This is a genomic window from Janthinobacterium rivuli, from assembly GCF_029690045.1.
Lineage (GTDB): Bacteria > Pseudomonadota > Gammaproteobacteria > Burkholderiales > Burkholderiaceae_D > Janthinobacterium > Janthinobacterium rivuli.
Genome location: NZ_CP121464.1, coordinates 4101954 through 4118683 on the forward strand (window position 1 = coordinate 4101954; position 16730 = coordinate 4118683).

Consider the following 16730-nt stretch of genomic DNA (forward strand, 5'->3'; position numbering starts at 1 on the left):
CTCAATCCTCGCTCTGGTTGCTGATACGCATCGCTTCCATCACCGTCGTGCGGCCTTGCACCACCAGCTGCACGGCGTGGCGGCGCAGGGTCTCGCCCGCCATCTGCGCCGTCGCCACCTTCATGAAGTGGGAAGGGTCCGCATGGTTGGCGGCGTCGGCCACGGCGCGCGTGATTTCCAGCAATTCGTACACGCCCGTGCGGCCCCGGTAACCCATGCCGTTGCAATGCGAACAGCCCTTGCCGTGGAAATACTGGTTGCGCTCGACCAGCTCGCCCAGTTCCAGGCGCAGCCATTCGTATTCATTCGGCGTGGGCTGGTACGGCGTGCTGCAGCTTTCGCAGATCACGCGCACCAGGCGCTGCGCCAGCACGGCTTGCAGCGAACTGCCCACCATGTAGCGGGGCACGCCCATGTCCATCAGGCGCAGCGGCGTGCTGATGGCGTCGTTGGTATGCAGGGTCGACAGCACCAGGTGACCCGTCATGGCGGCACGCAGGCCGATCTGCGCCGTTTCCTGGTCGCGCATCTCGCCGACCAGCACGATATCGGGATCTTGCCGCAAGGCCGACCGCAACACGCGGGCAAAGTTCAGTTCGATCTTCTCGTTCACTTGCACCTGGTTAATGCCGGGCAAGCGGTACTCGACCGGGTCTTCCACCGTGATGAGCTTTTTTTCCACGGAATTGAGCTCGGACAAGGCGCAGTACAAGGTCGTCGTCTTGCCGCTGCCGGTCGGCCCCGTCACCAGCACGAGGCCGTTCGGACGGCTGACGATGGCGCGGAACTGCGCCACCAGCTTGGGCGGCATGCCGATGGCGTCCAGGCGCAAGGTCGTGCCGCCCTGGTTCAGCAAGCGCATCACCACCGATTCGCCGTACTGCGTTGGCATGGTGGAAATACGCACGTCGATGCGCTGGTTTTTCACGCGGATGGCGAAGCGGCCATCCTGCGGCAAGCGTTTCTCGGAAATATCGAGGTCCGACATCAGTTTTAGGCGCAGCGCCAGCGAACTGGCGATCTTGCTGTCCGCTTCCGTCTGCAGGTGCAGCACGCCGTCGATGCGGAAGCGGATCTGCAGCCGGCCTTCCTGCGGCTCGATGTGGATGTCCGAGGCGCGCACCTGCGTGGCATCCTCGAACACGGATTGCAGCAGCTTGACGATGGGCGCCTCTTCCAGGCCCGGGTTGGCGGCCAGCGCGCCAAAGTCGACGGACACGTCGCCCAGGTCCTGCTCCAGCTCGCGCGTCAGCGTGGAAATGTCTTCCGTGCGGCGGTAGATGCGGTCGATGGCGGACAGCACTTCCGTTTCATTGACAACGGCCAGCTCGATATGGCGCTTGACCAGGCGCGAAATTTCATCGTAAGCGAACAGGTCCGTCGGATCGGACATGCCGACCAGCAAGCCCTCGCGGCGGTCTTCCAGCACCAGCGCGCGGAAGCGCCGTGCCTGGGTTTCCGGCAGCAGCCGCACCAGTTCGGGATTGATGTTGAAAAACTTCAGATTGATGTAGGGAATGTCGAGCTGGCGCGCCAGCGCGCCCGAAATCTGCTCTTCCGTGACGAAGCCGTGCTCGACAAAAACGCGGCCCAGCTTGCGCCCCGAACGCTTCTGTTCCGTCAAGGCCTGGCCCAATTGTTCTTCCGTCAGCAGTTTCTGCTGCACCAAAATTTCACCGAGCCGGACTTTCTCTGGCCTTGCCATGCTTGCTCCTCGACAGATTCTTCAGACGATGCGCGCCAGCGGCGCGCGCAGGTATTTTATTCCAGAACCTGTTGTTTCTTAAAGAAAATACATTGCGTGGCTTGATTTTCGCGCATTTCGACACTCTGCAAGGAAACACTTGCCGCCCGCCAGCACCCATGGCAATAATGGCGGCCGTACCCCGCCTTGCCTGCCGCCCCTTGCCCCTATGAACGCCTGCGCCATCGAGTTCCACAACGTGCATCTGCAACTGGCGGGCAGCGCCGTGCTGCGCGGCGTCGACCTGCAGGTGCGCGCGGGAGAACTGTTCGGTCTGGTTGGCGTGAATGGCGCGGGCAAGACATCGCTGCTGAAATGCCTGCTCGACTTTTGCGCGCCCGAGCGGGGAAACATCACCATCTTCGGCCAGCCGCATCGCCACGGCGCGGCGCGCCAGCCCCTGTCGTTTCTGCCGGAACGCTTCCAGGCACCCCATTACCTGACGGGCGGCGACTTCCTGCGCTACCTGGCCCGCCTGCACAAGGCGCCCCCCGATGCGCAGGCGCAGCAACAAACCCTGGACGCGCTGGAACTGGCGCCAGACGCCCTGCTGCGCCCCGCGCGCGAGTATTCAAAAGGCATGATGCAAAAGCTGGGACTGGCCGCCTGCTTGCTGTCGGGCAAGCCGCAACTGGTGCTCGATGAACCGATGAGCGGACTCGACCCGAAGGCGCGCGCGCAATTCAAGCAAGTGCTGCGGCAAGCGCGCGCGCAAGGCCGCGGCGCCCTGCTCACTTCGCATGCGCTGGCCGACGTGGAAGAATTGTGCGACCGCATGGCCATCCTGCATGCGGGCCGCATCGTGTTTACAGGTACGCCCGCCGAATGCCGCGCGCGCCATGGCGGCGCCGAAGACGCCAGCCTGGAACAGGCTTTTCTCAATTGCATCGCGACATGAACGCCCCTGTCTCCGCGCCGCACGCCGCCAGCCCCTACGCGCCCGCGCCGCACGGCATGTATCTGCGCCATTTCGGCTTGCGCACGGCGCCGTTCGGCATCACGCCGGACCCGGCCTTCTTTTATCCCGGCAATACACGGGGCGAACTGCTCGATGCGCTGCTGTATGCCGTCACGCAAGGCGAAGGCATCATCAAGCTGACGGGCGAAGTGGGCAGCGGCAAGACCATGTTGTGCCGCATGCTGGCCGAGCGCCTGCCGCCCCATGTTGACGTGCTGTACCTGCTCAATCCCCGCCTGGAGCCGGACGACGTGCTGCACGCCATCGCCGCCGAACTGGGCCTGGAACTGGACGGATGCCGCGCCGATGCCGTGCTGCGCGTCCTGCACGGCGAGCTGATCACCCGGCATGCGGCGGGACGGCAGGTGGTGCTGCTGGCCGAAGAAGCGCAAGCCATGCCGGGCGCCACGCTGGAAGCGCTGCGCCTGCTGACGAATCTGGAAACGGCCAGCCACAAGCTGCTGCAAATCGTCCTGTTTGGCCAGCCGGAATTGCAGCACACCCTGGACTTGCCGCAGTTTCGCCCATTGAAGGAACGCATCACCCACAGTTTTAGCGTGCCGCCCCTGCCGCCAGCCTTGCTGGGCGACTACCTGGCATGCCGCCTGAGCGCCGCCGGCCGCACGGCGCCGCTCGTCTTCACGCCGGCCGCACTGCGCAAGCTGGCGCGCGCCGCGCAAGGCATCGTGCGCAGGGTCAACATTTTGGCCGACAAGGCCTTGCTGGCCGCGTTTGCGGACGATGCACAGGAAATCAGTGCGCGCCACATGCGCCTGGCCATTGCCGACAGCCCCTTTTACCGCGCGCCCTGGCATGCGGGCAAGCTGCTGGCGGGCGCCTTGAGCGCGCTGATGCTGCTGGCCACGGCGCTGCTGTGGCAATGGCTGGCGAACAGCCCGGGCAAGACAGCGGCGACCGTCAGGACGGCCCCGCCGGCAAGCCAGGCATTCCAGGCATCGCAGGCATCGCAGGGACATGCCACCACGCCCGCCGACGCGCACCCAGGCGCGCTGCAGGCAGCCGCGGCGCGCGCACCGCTGCCAGCGCCATCCACGCTGCTCGACAACAAGCTGGCCGAATCGCGCGACTGGCTGGCCCGCCAAGGGGCGCAGCAACTGGTGCTGCAAATCGCCAGCCTGCCCGCCACCGAGACGGCTGCGGCGGAAACCTTCCTGCAGCAGGCGCAGCAAGCCACGGGCCTGCACGACCTCCACGTGTTTCGCCTGCCTGGCGGCGCGCCCGCAAAGACGCCGCGCAATACCTCCGCCGCGCGCCTGCTCATCGTCTACGGCAGCTTTGCCGACCAGGCCAGCGCCGAAGCCGTGCGGGCCAGGCTGGCCCCGGCATCGCCACAGAAAATATTGCTGAGCGACATAGATAGTATCCGCACGGAAATGAAAGCCATGATCGCGGCAAAAACCGGGCGTGGCGCCCCCTGACTTTATTTCCGCATATTGCCTCCCGGGCCTGCACAGCTGATTGCTTTTAAGCGATCATGCTGGGTAAAATTACAAAAGCACAACACGACTTCAAGGGCGAACTTTTCATGACTCAACACCCTATTCCTGTGCTGGCCTTTTGGGTCGCCCTCGCCTGCAGCACCATGCTGGCCGGCTGCGCCACGCATCAAACGCCGCTGTCGCCTGCCCACCTCAATGCCGCGCCCGTTCCCGCCGGCGTCATTCCCGAACCGGTGCAGCAAAGCAGCGCGCTGGCCGCGCCCTTGCCCGCGCCCAAAGTGGAAACCTACAGCGTCACCGTGCACAAGGTGCCCGTGCAATCGCTGCTGTTTGCGCTGGCGCGCGACGCGGGCATGAATATCGACATCCACCCGCAGATCGAAGGCAGCGTCACCTTGAATGCGCTGAACCAGACCCTGCCGCAACTGCTGGCGCGTATCGGCAAGCAAGTCGATATGCGCTACGAAATCGAGGGCAAGAACCTGACCGTGCTGCCCGACGCGCCCGTGTGGCGCAATTACAAGGTCGATTACGTCAACATGGCGCGCAGCACCAACAGCAGCGTGAATATCGCCACGCAAATCTCCACGGCGGGTGGCGGGTCGAACAACGCCAGCAACCCCGTGGGCGGTACGCAGGGCAGCGGCGGCAATGGCAATAACAATTCGACTACCCTGGTCGTGAATCGTTCGGAAAATAATTTCTGGTACAGCCTGGAAAAGAATATCCGCGACCTGCTGCGCGAGACCACGCTCAACGATGTGCAGGTGGACCCGCTGGCGCAGCTGAACCAGCAATTGACGAGCATGCCCGGCCAGCAAGGACAGCAGGGACAGCAAGTCCAGCCCGGCCAGCAGCAGAATCAGGCCGGCAATCAATACGGCGGCCAGGCGCCGATGCAGACTGGCGGCCAGTATGCGCCAGGCCAGCAGCAGGGGCCCATCCAGAACGCGAATCCCGGCCAGCCGCTCGATGCGAACGGCATGCCGCTGTTAAAGCTGGCCAACAAGGGCAGCCCCTCGTCCGTCGTCGTCAACGTGGAAGGCGGCCTGATCGCCGTGCGGGCCACGGGGCGCCAGCATGAAAAGATCGCCGAATTCCTCGACGCCGTGTTGCACAGCGCCAAGCGGCAAGTGCTGATCGAGGCGACCATCCTTGAAGTGCGCCTGAGCAATGAATACCAGCAAGGCATCAACTGGTCGCGCCTGACGGGCAGCCTGCAACTGCGCCAGGGGCAAGTGGGCACGGCGGGCCTGTCCAGCGGAGTCACGCCCGGCGCCACGCCCGGCATCTTCGTGCTCGATTACCTGAAGGACAGTTTCAAAACGACCATACAGCTGCTCGAATCGTTCGGCAAGGTGAAAGTGCTGTCCAGCCCGAAGATCAGCGTGCTGAACAACCAGACGGCCATGCTGAAGGTGGTCGACAACAATGTCTTCTTTACCATCAAGGTGACGCCCGCCGTGATCAGCTCGACGGGCACCATCACCACGCCGGCCACGTATGAATCGAAACTGGAAACGGTGCCCGTCGGCTTCGTCATGAGCGTCACGCCGCAGATTTCCGACAGCGATGAAGTCACCCTCAACGTGCGTCCCACCATCACGCGCATCGTGGGCTATGTGCAAGACCCGAATCCGGCCCTGGCCACGGCCAACGTGCAAAGCCGCGTGCCCGTGATCCAGGCGCGCGAGCTGGAATCGATCATGAAAGTGGGCAATGGCCAGATCGCCGTGATGGGCGGCCTGATGCAGGACTCCATCGACAACGCCCGCGATGGCGTGCCGGGCCTGTCCAGCCTGCCCGTCGTGGGCAATTTGTTTACCTACCGCAATGAGGCAAGCAGCAAGACGGAGCTGGTGATCTTCATGCGCCCCGTCGTCGTCAAGGATGCCAGCGTCGAGGGCGATTACCGCGCTTACCGCTACCTGCTGCCAGGCCAGGCGCCGCTCAACAGCCAGCCCTACACGGATGGCCCGCCGGCGCCGGCCGTCCGGCCGCAGGCGCGCCTGCAGGGAGATTTTCCATGAGCTTGCTGATGCAGGCGCTCAAGAAAGCCGAGCGCGCCAAACAGAACAGCCTTTCCGACGAGGAACTGGAAAAGCCGTCCGAAGCCTACGACCAGGTCCTGGAACTGGCGCCGGCCGACGCCCTGCCGCCCCGTCCCGTGCCGGCCACGCCAGCGCCCGTGCACCCGGCCAGCACCTTGCGCCTGGAACCGCTGGCGGACGCGCCCGCGCCGCAGCCCGAGTCGAGTAGCGCGCAGCCTGGTCCGCCTCCGGAACCGCCACGCGCGCGCCCCGAACCGCCGCCCGCCCGGCCACGCGCCAGCCGCAGCAATCCGCCGCCGAAAGGTCCCACTGGCCCCATCAGCGTCGACCCGGCCACCGTGCGCCTGGCCGTGCTGCTGGCGATATTGCTGCTGGTGGCTGGCTCCATGGCGTACTGGTACTGGCGCGCCAGCACCAGCCCCGGCGCGGGCGCCAGCCTGCCCGGCGTGCCCATGCCGCTGACGGACGCTCCGGGCGCGGCCGGCGTTGCCGGCCCCGTGCTGGTGCTGCCGGCCACGGGTGCCGCGCCGACGGACGCCATGACGCCTGCCGCACTGCCGCCCGACTATCCGCGCGACGCGCGCCAGCAGACAGCTGCGGCGGACCAGCAGGCGATGATCCAGGCCGCCGTGGCGGCGCAGCTGGCGCAGCTGGCCCCGCCTGCGCCACCGAGCCTGCCACCGGTGGCCGCGCCCGACAATAGCCAGATCCAGGTGCAGCGCAGCGTGGCCGCGCCGCAAATCAACCCCGGCGTGCAGCAAGCCTACCAGGCCTTCAACGGCGGCCAGCTGGGCCTGGCTCGTCAGCAATATGAAACCGTGCTGCGGCAGGATGCGAATAACCGCGACGCGCTGCTGGGCCTGGCGGCCGTGGCCCTGCGCGAGCAGCAAGGCGCGCAAGCGGCGGCCCTGTACGTGCGTTTGCTGGAAACCAATCCCGACGATGGCGAAGCGCTGGCCGGCCTGATCGGCCTGCGCCAGGGCGACGTGGCGCAGAGCGAAGCAAGGCTGAAAGCCATCCTGGCGCGCAGCCCCGACAGCGCGCCCGTGCTGTTTGCACTGGGCAATGTGTATGCCAAGCAGCGCCGCTGGAACGAAGCGCAGCAGCAATTTTTCCGCGCCTATGGCGCCGCGCCCGGCAATCCCGACTATGCCTTCAACCTGGCCGTGGGCCTGGATCGGCTGAACCAGCCCCGGCTGGCCGCCACGTATTACCAGCGCGCCTTGACCCTGGCACAAGCGGCGCCCGCCGCCTTCGACCAGGCCGTCGTGCAAACGCGTTTGCGCGAATTGACGGCACCTGTGGCCACGGCCGAGCCGGCCACCATCCCACCCCGTCAGGAATAAGCATCACATGGCAGAACAGGCAAAACTTCCCCTCGGCAAGCTGCTGATCCAGAAAGGTGTGATCAGCGAAGACCAGCTGCGCATCGCCCTGATCGAGCAGCGGCGCAGCAGCGAGCCGCTGGGCAAGCTCTTGATCACCCTGGGTTTTGTGACGGAAGCGACCGTGCGCGAGGCGCTCAGCGAAAACCTGAAACAGGTCAGCGCCGATCTGTCGAGCCTGGTGGTCGACGCCATTGCATTAAAACTGATCCCGAAGGACGTGGCCAAGCGCTACCGGGTGTTTCCTATCGTCTACGAACGGCAGGCGGACAACCTGATCCTGGCCATGGCCGACACCAGCAACATCGTCGCGCTCGACCAGATCAGCGCCATGCTGGTCAAGGGCATCACGATTTCCACCGTGCTGGTCAACGAATCGGACATTTCGCGCGCCATCGACCAGTACTATGGCTTTGAACTGTCGATCGACGGCATACTGCACGAAATCGAAACGGGCGAAGTCAGCTATCAAAGCATGGCCTCGCCGTCGGACGAGTACAGCCAGCCCATGGTGCGCCTGATCGATGCGCTGCTGGCCGATGCCGTGCAAAACGGCGCCTCGGACATCCATTTCGAGCCGGAACAGTCGTTCCTTCGCATCCGCTACCGCATCGACGGCATCCTGCGGCAAATCCGCAGCCTGCACAAATCGTACTGGCCGGCCATGGCCGTACGCCTGAAGGTGATGTCGAACATGAATATCGCCGAGGCGCGCGCGCCGCAGGATGGGCGCATCAGCATCAAGTTTTCCGGGCGGCAAATCGACTTTCGCGCGTCGGCGCAGCCCACCACGCATGGCGAAAACGTCGTGCTGCGCGTGCTGGACCGGCAAAAAGGCATCGTCCCGCTCGATTCGCTGGGCCTGGCCGAAGCGGAGCTGAACTTGCTGAAACTGATGATCGCGCGCCCCGACGGCGTGATCCTCGTGACGGGCCCGACGGGCAGCGGCAAGACCACCACCCTGTATTCGATACTCAACCATATCAATACGGAAAGCGTCAACATCATGACCCTGGAGGATCCGGTCGAGTATCCGATGAACATGATACGCCAGACTTCCGTCAACGAATCCGTCAAGCTGGGCTTTGCCGACGGCATCCGCTCGATGATGCGGCAAGACCCGGACATCATTTTAGTGGGCGAGATCCGCGACCGCGAAACGGCGGAAATGGCCTTTGCCGCCGCCATGACGGGCCACCAGGTGTATTCCACCCTGCATACGAGCTCGGCCATCGGTTCCGTGGCGCGCTTGCTCGACATCGGCATCCTGCCCGACATCATGGCTGGCAACATCATCGGCATCGTGGCGCAGCGCCTGGTGCGCCGTTTGTGTCCGCACTGCAAGGAAACGGTGATCGCGGACGCCATCGAGCGCCGCCTGCTGGGCCTGGTCCCGGACGAGGCGCCCGTGTCCATCTGCCGCGCCGCCGGTTGCGAGCGCTGCGCCCACCAGGGCTACAAGGGCCGCCTGGCCATCATGGAAATCCTCAAGATGACGGCCGAACTCGATGAATTGACGGCACGCCGCGCCAGTTCGCGCGAATTGAAGAATGCGGCGCGCGCAGCCGGCTTCAAGGGCATCGTCGACGACGGCATGCGCCGCGTGATGGAAGGCGTCACCACCCTGGAAGAAGTGGGCCGCGTGGTCGACCTGACGGAAAGGCTGGCCTGATGGCGCAATATGTCTACCGCGCCATGGATGCCGCCGGCGCGCTGATTCCCGGCAGCATGGAGGCGGCCAACGTGCCGGATCTGGAAGCGCGCTTGCACCGCATGCAGCTCGACTTGATCGACTGCAAGATCACGGGGCAGTACCTGGTACTGCTGGGCAAGCGGGTCATCCACCGGCGCGACCTGATCAATTTCTGTTTTCACATGGAGCAATTGACGGGTGCGGGTGTGCCCATCCTGGAAGGCTTGAATGACTTGCGCGAAAGCACGGACCACCCGCGCCTGCGCGAAGTCGTCACGGATCTGATCGAAAGCATCGAGGGCGGCCTGCCCCTGTCGGGCGCGCTGGCGCAGCATGGCGACATCTTCGACGCCACGTTCACCAGCCTGATACTGGCGGGCGAACAGAGCGGCAAAATCGCCGACGTCTTCAAGAATCTGTCCGAAAGTCTGAAATGGCAGGACGAGCTGGCCTCGCAGACGCGCAAGATCGTCATGTACCCCGTCATCGTCGCCATCGTCGTGGCGGCCGTGACGTTTTTCCTGATGATCTATCTGGTCCCCCAGCTGACGGCTTTTATTCGCAACATGGGCGGCGAACTGCCGCTGCACACGCGCGTGCTCATTGCCGTGTCGAATGTGTTCATCGACTACTGGTATCTGCTGCTGGCTTTGCCCGTGCTGCTGTTCTTCGGCCTGCGCGCGCTGATCCGCCGCAGCGAGGCGGCCCGCTATGCCTGGGATGGCTTGAAACTGCGGCTGTGGCTGATCGGCCCCGTGCTGCACAAGATCATCCTGGCCCGCTTCGCCACGTTTTTTGCCCTGATGTATGCCTCCGGCATCACGATACTCGAATGCATCCGCCTGTCCGAAGGCATCGCCGGCAACCAGGTGGTGGCGGCCGGCCTGCGCCGCGCCGCCCAGCTGATCAGCGAAGGCTACGGCGTCACCGCCGCCTTCCAGCACACGGGCATCTTCCCGCCGCTGGTGATCCGCATGCTGAAGGTAGGCGAGGCCACGGGTTCGCTGGACACGGCCTTGCGCAATGTCAGCTACTTTTACAACCGCGAAGTGAAGGAATTGATTGAAAAAGTGCAAGCCATGATCGAGCCGGCCATGACGGTCATCCTGGGCTTGCTGCTGGGCTGGATCATGCTGTCGGTACTGGGGCCGATTTACGACACCATCAGCACAATCAAAACCTGAGGCCGCCGTGTTCCGCAAACAATTACTTTACCTCACCAGCGACGCCCTGTGCGCCTACGACTGGGACCATGGCGTGCTGGGCCCGGGCCAGACCTTCGCCGCCAGCGCGGCCGGGCTGGACGGCTTCGCCGCGTGGCTGGAAGACCCGCAGGCGCACCGTCTGGACGTGCCCGCCTACCTGCTGACGGACTTGATCGAGGAAGATTTCCAGCATCAGCTCGTGCCCCACGTGCGCGGCAAGGCGGGCCGCGCCCTGCTGGAGCGGCGCCGCCAGCAGTTGCACCGCGACACGCCCTACCGGGGCAGCACCGTGCTGGGCCGCGAAAGCACGGGCCGCCACGATGACCAGGTACTGTTTTTCGCCCTGACCAACCCGTCCTTGTTGCAGCCGTGGACGGAGGCGCTTGAACACTTGCGCGTGCCCGTGGCCGGCATTTATTCGACCAGCCTGCTCAGTATCGCGCTGGTCAAAAAGCTGTCGCTCGCGCATGAACACTTGCTGCTGGTGACGCAGCAATCGGGCGGCTTGCGGCAAAGTTACTATGAAAAGGGCCAGCTGCGCTTTTCGCGCCAGACGGCCACCATCGCGCTCGACGGCGTGGCCGTGAATATCGTCCTGGAAACGGAAAAGACGCGGCAATTTCTCACCAGCACGCGCATGCTGGCGCGCGGAGACCTGCTCAATACCGTCATCCTGGCGCCGGCCGCGCAGATCGCCAAGCTTGAACTGCTGTGCGACAACGGCGTCGAAGTGGCCTACCACTTCATCGACCTGCAACGGGCCGGCGCACGGGTGGGCTTGCGCCAGACGCCGGCGCTGGCCGATGCATTGCTGCTGACCTTGCTGGGCAAGCATCCGCCGGCCAGTCACTATCCGCCCGGCGCGCTGGCCCGCTACTACCACTTCCAGCGCGCGCGCAAGACGCTGTATGGCGCCAGCGCGCTGATCGGCGCGTCGGCCGCCCTGTGGTGCGTGATCAATTTGCTTGGCGGCATCGCCGATGGTGCCGCCACGCAACGGCTGGCGCAGGAAACGGCGTCCTACCAGGAACGCTACCGCAGCGTCATGTCGACGCAGCCGCCGGCGCCGGCCAGGACGCAGAACATGAAAGTGGCCGTCACTCTGGGCCAGATGATCGCCAGCCAGGCGCCGGAACCGGGCCGCCTGCTGGGCCTGCTGAGCGCGGCGCTGGACCAGGCGCCGCAAATCCAGCTGGGCCAGCTGCACTGGAACGCGGGACCGCCCCCGGCGCGCACGAGCGGCAGCCAGCAAGCGCCGCAGACGGAAAGCGCTCGCCCGCTGGGCAGCAGCCTGGCCGGCATCCCTGTCGCGCCGCCGCAGGCGCTGCGCCTGGAAGCGGACGTGGCCATGCCGAACAATGACTACCGCACCGCGCTGGCCGCCATCACGGCGTTTGCGCAAACCCTGGCGCGCCAGCCGGGCATGCAGGTAAGGATAGAGGAAACGCCGCTCGACTTGCGTCCCAGCGTGGCCTTGTCCGGCAAGAGCGCCGCGCCGGCGCCGGACAGCCAGGCCCGCTTTACCCTCTTGCTGGAGTGGCAGCCATGAGCGGCCCCGTCAAGCAGCCGCCCCTGCCCGGCATGCAGCGGGCAAGCACGCCCATGCGCACCCTGCCCGCCTGGCTGGGCGAACTGCGCCTGGTGCGCGGCGCCCTGCTCTGCTTTGCCCTGACCCTGCTGGCCGGCGTGGTACTGCTGAGCCTGAGCACCGCCTACCGCACGCGCGAAGCGCAACAGCTGTACCTGGCACAGCACACGCGCGCGGCGGCGGCCACCCTGTTCAACCACGCGGAAGCGGAAAAGCAGGAAATCCGCGCCTACGAACCGCAATTCCTGGCGCTGCGCCAGCGCGGCCTGATCGGCGAAGAAAACCGCCTGGCCTGGATCGACGCCATCCGCCGCAGCCAGGAACAGCGCAAGTTGCTGCCGATCAGCTATGACATCAGCCCGCAGCAAGGGCTGCAAGTGCCGTTACCGATGGTGATGGGGCAATATCATTTGCGCGGCAGCCGCATGCGCCTGCAGATGGATTTGCTGCACGAGATGGATTTGCTGAACCTGTTTGACGATTTGCGCCAGGCCGGCTATTTCGCAGTGCAGGAGTGCACACTCAAGCGCCATGGGGCAGCCGGGGCTGGCGGCGCGGCAGCACCCACCTTGGGCGCCGAATGCGAACTGCTGTGGCTGACCGTCAACAGCCTGGCCGTGGCGGGGCCGCCATGAGGTACGCTCTCGTCCTGTGCGCGCTGCTGGCCGGCGCCGCGCCCACTCTCCATGCACAGGCACAGCAACTGGGGCGCTTGTTCCTGTCGCCCCAGCAGCGCGCCCAGCTCGACGCGCAGCGCTACGGGCCGCCGCCCCCCGATCCGGCCCTGGCGGCGCCACCGCCCCCGCCACCGCCCGCCCCGCCTGTGGAATTGAATGGCGTGGTGGTGCGCAGCAGCGGCCGCTCCACCGTCTGGCTGAACCAGGAAGCGCAGAACGAGCCGCACAACCGCCTTGCCCGTGACAAACCCGGCACCTTGACCCTGCGCCTGTCGAACGGCCAGGTGGTACTGCTGAAACCTGGCCAGCGCTACGATCCGGCCAGCGGCACGGTCACCGAAGTGCAGGAGACCCCGCCATGACGCCACGGAAAGCTCGTCGCCAGCGTGGCGCCGCCCTGCTCCTGCTGGTGGCCGTGCTGGGCCTGGGCGCGGCCAGCCTGCTGATCAGCGCTTTTGGCCGCAACACGGGCGAGGCCGAACGCCAGCAGCGCACCCTGGCCACCCTGGCGCAGGCGCGCGAGGCCTTGCTGGGCTTTGCGGCGGCCAATGGCCGCCTGCCCCGTCCGGCCGCCTCCGCCCTCGACGGGCGCGAACGGGCCGCCGACTGCGCCGACGATGCCGCCTGCAGCGGCTTTTTGCCGTGGGTGGCGCTGGGCGTGGACGGCGTGGATGCCTGGGGCAAGCTGCTGCGCTACAGCGTCACGCCGGAAATGGCGCGCGCGCCCATCGTCTCTTTTTCCGCCATCGCCAACAGGGTCGTGCTTGAACGCGGTTCGCGCGGCGAACTTGCCTTCGTGGCGGGCCAGGCGCTGTGCGACGTCAGCGCCCAATGCCTGCCCGTCGTGCTGTTCTCGCAAGGCAAGGATCATTACGGCACGGCCGCCAGCGGCGTGCCGCGGATCAATACGGCACGCGGCAATATCGATGAGGCGGCCAACGACCGCGCCAGCCGCGGTTTCATTGCCCGCCCCGCCACCGGGAATGCCGCGCTGCCCGGCGGCGCCTTTGACGACATGCTGACCTGGATTACCTTGCCCACCCTGTACCAACGCATGCGCGCCGCGCGCAATCTGCCATGAGCGCCCGCCATCCGCGCCGTCATGGCGGCTTTTCCCTGATCGAGATCGCCATCGTGCTCGTCATCGTGGGCCTGATGATCGGCGGCCTGGTCACGCCCTTGACGGTGCAGCTGGAGCAGCGCAAGGTGGCCGAGACGCAACAGGCGCTGAATGAAGCGAAGGAAGCGCTGACGGGCTACGCGTTGCGCTACGGCTACCTGCCCTGTCCCGCCATCTCCGCCGCGAGCGGCCTGGAAGACCGGCGCGGCACGCGCTGCACGGGCGAAAAACGCGCCGGTTTCCTGCCATGGGCCACCTTGGGACTGCGCCAGGGCGACAGCTGGAACAATCTGCTGCGCTACAGCGTGACGCCGGCCTTCAGCGACAGCGGCCAGCTTTTCAGCCTGTCGACGCCGCGCGACATCAGCATCGTCACGCGCAATGGCGGCGCGCTGCTGCAGGCGACGGCCTTGAACGACATCCCCGCGATGATCATGTCGCACGGCAAGAACGGTTTCGGCGCCACCAGCGCGCAGGGTCAACGCCAGGCTGTGCCTTTCGGCAACAATGTCGACGAACGCAACAATGCCTCGAACGCCACCACCTTCATCAGCCGCGCCGCCAGCGGCCCGCAGCAGCCGGGCGGCGAATTCGACGATATCGTCGCCTGGCTGTCGCCAAACATCCTGTTCAACCGCATGGTGGCCGCGCAAAGGCTGCCCCGCTGATGCCCATGCTCCTGCCCTCGCTCACCATCGCCCGCTACACGCTGCTCGAAGCGCTGCGCAGCCGCCTGCCGTGGCTGTTCCTGCTGGCCGCCTGCGGCGCGGCCGCCCTGGCCGGCTTCCTGCAGCAACTGGCGCTGACGGAAAGCGGCGCCGTGCAGGCGGCCCTGCTGGCGGCCACCCTGCGCCTGGCCGGCGTCTTCCTGCTGGCTACCTTCATCATCACCAGCATGGCGCGCGAAGCGGCCGACCGGGGCCTGGAACTGCTGCTGGCGCTGCCGATGCCGCGCGCCGCCTACCTGCTGGGCAAACTGCTGGGCTATGGCACGCTGGCGGCCATTCCCGCCGCGCTGTCCGGACTGTTGATGGCGCCGTTCGCCGCGCCCGCGCAATGCGCGCTGTGGGCGCTGTCGCTGTTGGGAGAATTGTGGATCATCGCCGCCTTCAGCCTGCTGTGCGCGGCCAGCCTGCAGCAAGCACTGCCGGCGCTGGCCGCCACGGGCGGCTTTTACGTGCTGGCGCGCATGCTGGGCAGCCTGCAACTGCTGGCGCATGGCCCGCAGGCGGGCGATTCCCTGGCTCAACGGGCCACGGCCGGCGCCATCGATGTGCTGGCCTTGCTGCTGCCCCGCCTGGACGCGTTTACCCGTACGGAATGGCTGCTGTACGCCACCGGCGACTGGCAGGCGCTGCTCAACGTGGCGGCGCAAACCGGCATCTATGTGGCCTTGCTGGCCAGCTGCGCATTGTGCGACTTTTACCGCAGGAACATCTGATGGCTGCCGCGCAACGTCCCTGGACCAGCGTGCCGCGCCCCGTGTGCTGGGTGCTGGCGGCTTGCCTGTTATTGCAGCTGGGCTGGCGCCTGGCGCAGCAGCACGCTCCCGCCCAGGCACGCCCCCTGCCCGCCGCGCCGCCGGCTGGCGTGGCGCGCCTGGCCAGCCTGGGCGAACCGCTGGCCATGTCGAAAGCCATGCTGCTGTACCTGCAATCGTTCGAAGACCAGGCCGGCGTCAGCCTGCCGTGGCGCGAACTCGACTATGACCGCCTGGCCGGCTGGCTGGAGACGGCGCAAACGCTCGATCCGCGCAGCCAGTACGCGCTGGTGGCCGCCGGCGAGGTGTATGCCGGCGTGGCCGATCCGCAACGCGCGCGCCGCATGCTCAACTTTGTCGCCGCCAGCTTCGCGGCCGACCCGCGGCGCCGCTGGCCCGCCATGGCGCAGGCCGTGCTGGTGGCGAAGCACCAGTTGCACGACTTGCCGCTGGCGCTCGGCTATGCCCGCATGCTGCGCCGGCTGGCGACGGGACCGCACGTGCCGCCTTGGGTGCGCGAGATGGAAGCGTTCATCCTGGAAGACATGGACCAGCTCGACGGCGCCCGCCTGGTGATCGGCGGCTTGCTCGCCAGCGGCCAGATCAATGACCCGCACGAACTGGCTTTCCTCGCGCGCCGGCTCGACGAACTGGCCAGGAAGAAAGCACAGGCCGCACCATGACAGGCTGCCTGAAATGCCATGCGCATCGGGCACCAATTGCAGTAAACTGCCATCTCAAGCTGTAGCACTTTTTTCCAAGGAAATCCCATGCCCCCACGCCGCCAGCACGGCTTTACGCTCGTAGAAATCGCCATCGTCCTGGTCATCATCGGCTTGCTGCTCGGTGGCGTGCTCAAGGGGCAAGGCTTGATCGACAGCGCCAAGGTAAAAAACATCATCCAGCAATCGAACGCGCTGACGGCCGCCGTCAACGCCTACCAGGACAAATTCCGCGCCCTGCCCGGCGACGATCTGCAGGGCACCGTGCACGTGCCCAATTCGGCCGGCAACGGCAATGGCGACGGCCAGATCGGCGACGGCCAGCCGCGCGAATTCACCCTGGCGCCGCAACACCTGGCGTTGGGCGGTTTTATTACCGGCTCGTTCAACGGCACCTCGCAATTCATGACCAGCGCCCAGGGCGGCGCCGTCTACCTGTACAACGATGAGGTGGGCGGCCGGGCCGGCAACGGCATCCGTTTCGACAACCTGCCCGAGAGCTACGCGGAGCAGATCGACAGCAAACTCGACGATGGTGTGGCCGGCACGGGCAGCGTCCGGGCGAACATGCCCTACGGTAATGCCGGTGCTATCATTGCCCGCACCGCCGTCTTTTTCTGAGCCTCCAGTCACTATCAAAGGAATAC

The 16730-nt window shown here is 66.0% G+C and carries 15 protein-coding genes; 14 read left to right on the top strand and 1 reads right to left on the bottom strand.

All coding sequences use genetic code 11. The annotated features are described in order from the left end of the window. Nucleotide 1: 1 nt before the first annotated feature. Entirely contained in the window at nt 2-1705 is a 1704-nt protein-coding gene (locus P9875_RS18655) for a GspE/PulE family protein (protein WP_278316231.1), read from the bottom strand. 139 nt (nt 1706-1844) lie between these two features. On the opposite strand from P9875_RS18655, the gene P9875_RS18660 reads away from it, so the two are divergent. From P9875_RS18660 to P9875_RS18725, 14 genes are all read left to right on the top strand, one after another. Continuing rightward, the gene (locus tag P9875_RS18660; RefSeq protein WP_278316232.1) at nt 1845-2642 is read left to right on the top strand and encodes an ABC transporter ATP-binding protein; all 798 of its coding nucleotides are present in this window, start codon (nt 1845-1847) and stop codon (nt 2640-2642) included. Continuing rightward, nucleotides 2639-4141: an ExeA family protein gene (locus P9875_RS18665; RefSeq protein ID WP_278316233.1), complete on the top strand. Its 1503-nt coding sequence runs from the start codon at nt 2639-2641 to the stop codon at nt 4139-4141. The genes P9875_RS18660 and P9875_RS18665 overlap by 4 nt, the downstream gene beginning before the upstream one ends. Nucleotides 4142-4248: 107 nt before the next feature. After that, a complete protein-coding gene (locus P9875_RS18670) occupies nt 4249-6192 on the top strand; it encodes a type II secretion system protein GspD (RefSeq protein ID WP_278316234.1) in 1944 nt (647 codons plus the stop codon). Then, the gene (locus P9875_RS18675) at nt 6189-7559 is read left to right on the top strand and encodes a tetratricopeptide repeat protein (protein WP_278316235.1); all 1371 of its coding nucleotides are present in this window, start codon (nt 6189-6191) and stop codon (nt 7557-7559) included. Before P9875_RS18670 ends, P9875_RS18675 begins: the two co-directional genes overlap by 4 nt. A gap of 7 nt (nt 7560-7566) precedes the next feature. Next, nucleotides 7567-9270, top strand: coding sequence for a GspE/PulE family protein (locus P9875_RS18680; RefSeq protein ID WP_278316236.1), 1704 nt, complete (start codon nt 7567-7569; stop codon nt 9268-9270). Beyond that, a complete protein-coding gene (locus tag P9875_RS18685; RefSeq protein ID WP_035819694.1) occupies nt 9270-10475 on the top strand; it encodes a type II secretion system F family protein in 1206 nt (401 codons plus the stop codon). The genes P9875_RS18680 and P9875_RS18685 overlap by 1 nt, the downstream gene beginning before the upstream one ends. Before the next feature lie 7 nt (nt 10476-10482). Beyond that, nucleotides 10483-12045 (top strand): hypothetical protein, encoded by a 1563-nt coding sequence (locus P9875_RS18690; RefSeq protein WP_278316237.1) that lies wholly within the window; start codon nt 10483-10485, stop codon nt 12043-12045. Further along, nucleotides 12042-12719: a hypothetical protein gene (locus tag P9875_RS18695; protein WP_278316238.1), complete on the top strand. Its 678-nt coding sequence runs from the start codon at nt 12042-12044 to the stop codon at nt 12717-12719. Before P9875_RS18690 ends, P9875_RS18695 begins: the two co-directional genes overlap by 4 nt. Further along, nucleotides 12716-13123, top strand: coding sequence for a hypothetical protein (locus tag P9875_RS18700; protein WP_099403083.1), 408 nt, complete (start codon nt 12716-12718; stop codon nt 13121-13123). Before P9875_RS18695 ends, P9875_RS18700 begins: the two co-directional genes overlap by 4 nt. Beyond that, nucleotides 13120-13842, top strand: coding sequence for a hypothetical protein (locus tag P9875_RS18705; RefSeq protein ID WP_278316239.1), 723 nt, complete (start codon nt 13120-13122; stop codon nt 13840-13842). The genes P9875_RS18700 and P9875_RS18705 overlap by 4 nt, the downstream gene beginning before the upstream one ends. Continuing rightward, nucleotides 13839-14549: a type II secretion system protein gene (locus tag P9875_RS18710; protein WP_278316240.1), complete on the top strand. Its 711-nt coding sequence runs from the start codon at nt 13839-13841 to the stop codon at nt 14547-14549. Before P9875_RS18705 ends, P9875_RS18710 begins: the two co-directional genes overlap by 4 nt. Next, the gene (locus P9875_RS18715) at nt 14549-15322 is read left to right on the top strand and encodes an ABC transporter permease subunit (protein WP_278316241.1); all 774 of its coding nucleotides are present in this window, start codon (nt 14549-14551) and stop codon (nt 15320-15322) included. The genes P9875_RS18710 and P9875_RS18715 overlap by 1 nt, the downstream gene beginning before the upstream one ends. Then, nucleotides 15322-16044, top strand: coding sequence for a hypothetical protein (locus P9875_RS18720; protein WP_278316242.1), 723 nt, complete (start codon nt 15322-15324; stop codon nt 16042-16044). Before P9875_RS18715 ends, P9875_RS18720 begins: the two co-directional genes overlap by 1 nt. Before the next feature lie 87 nt (nt 16045-16131). Beyond that, nucleotides 16132-16704 (top strand): prepilin-type N-terminal cleavage/methylation domain-containing protein, encoded by a 573-nt coding sequence (locus P9875_RS18725; RefSeq protein ID WP_035819706.1) that lies wholly within the window; start codon nt 16132-16134, stop codon nt 16702-16704. Nucleotides 16705-16730: the final 26 nt, after the last annotated feature.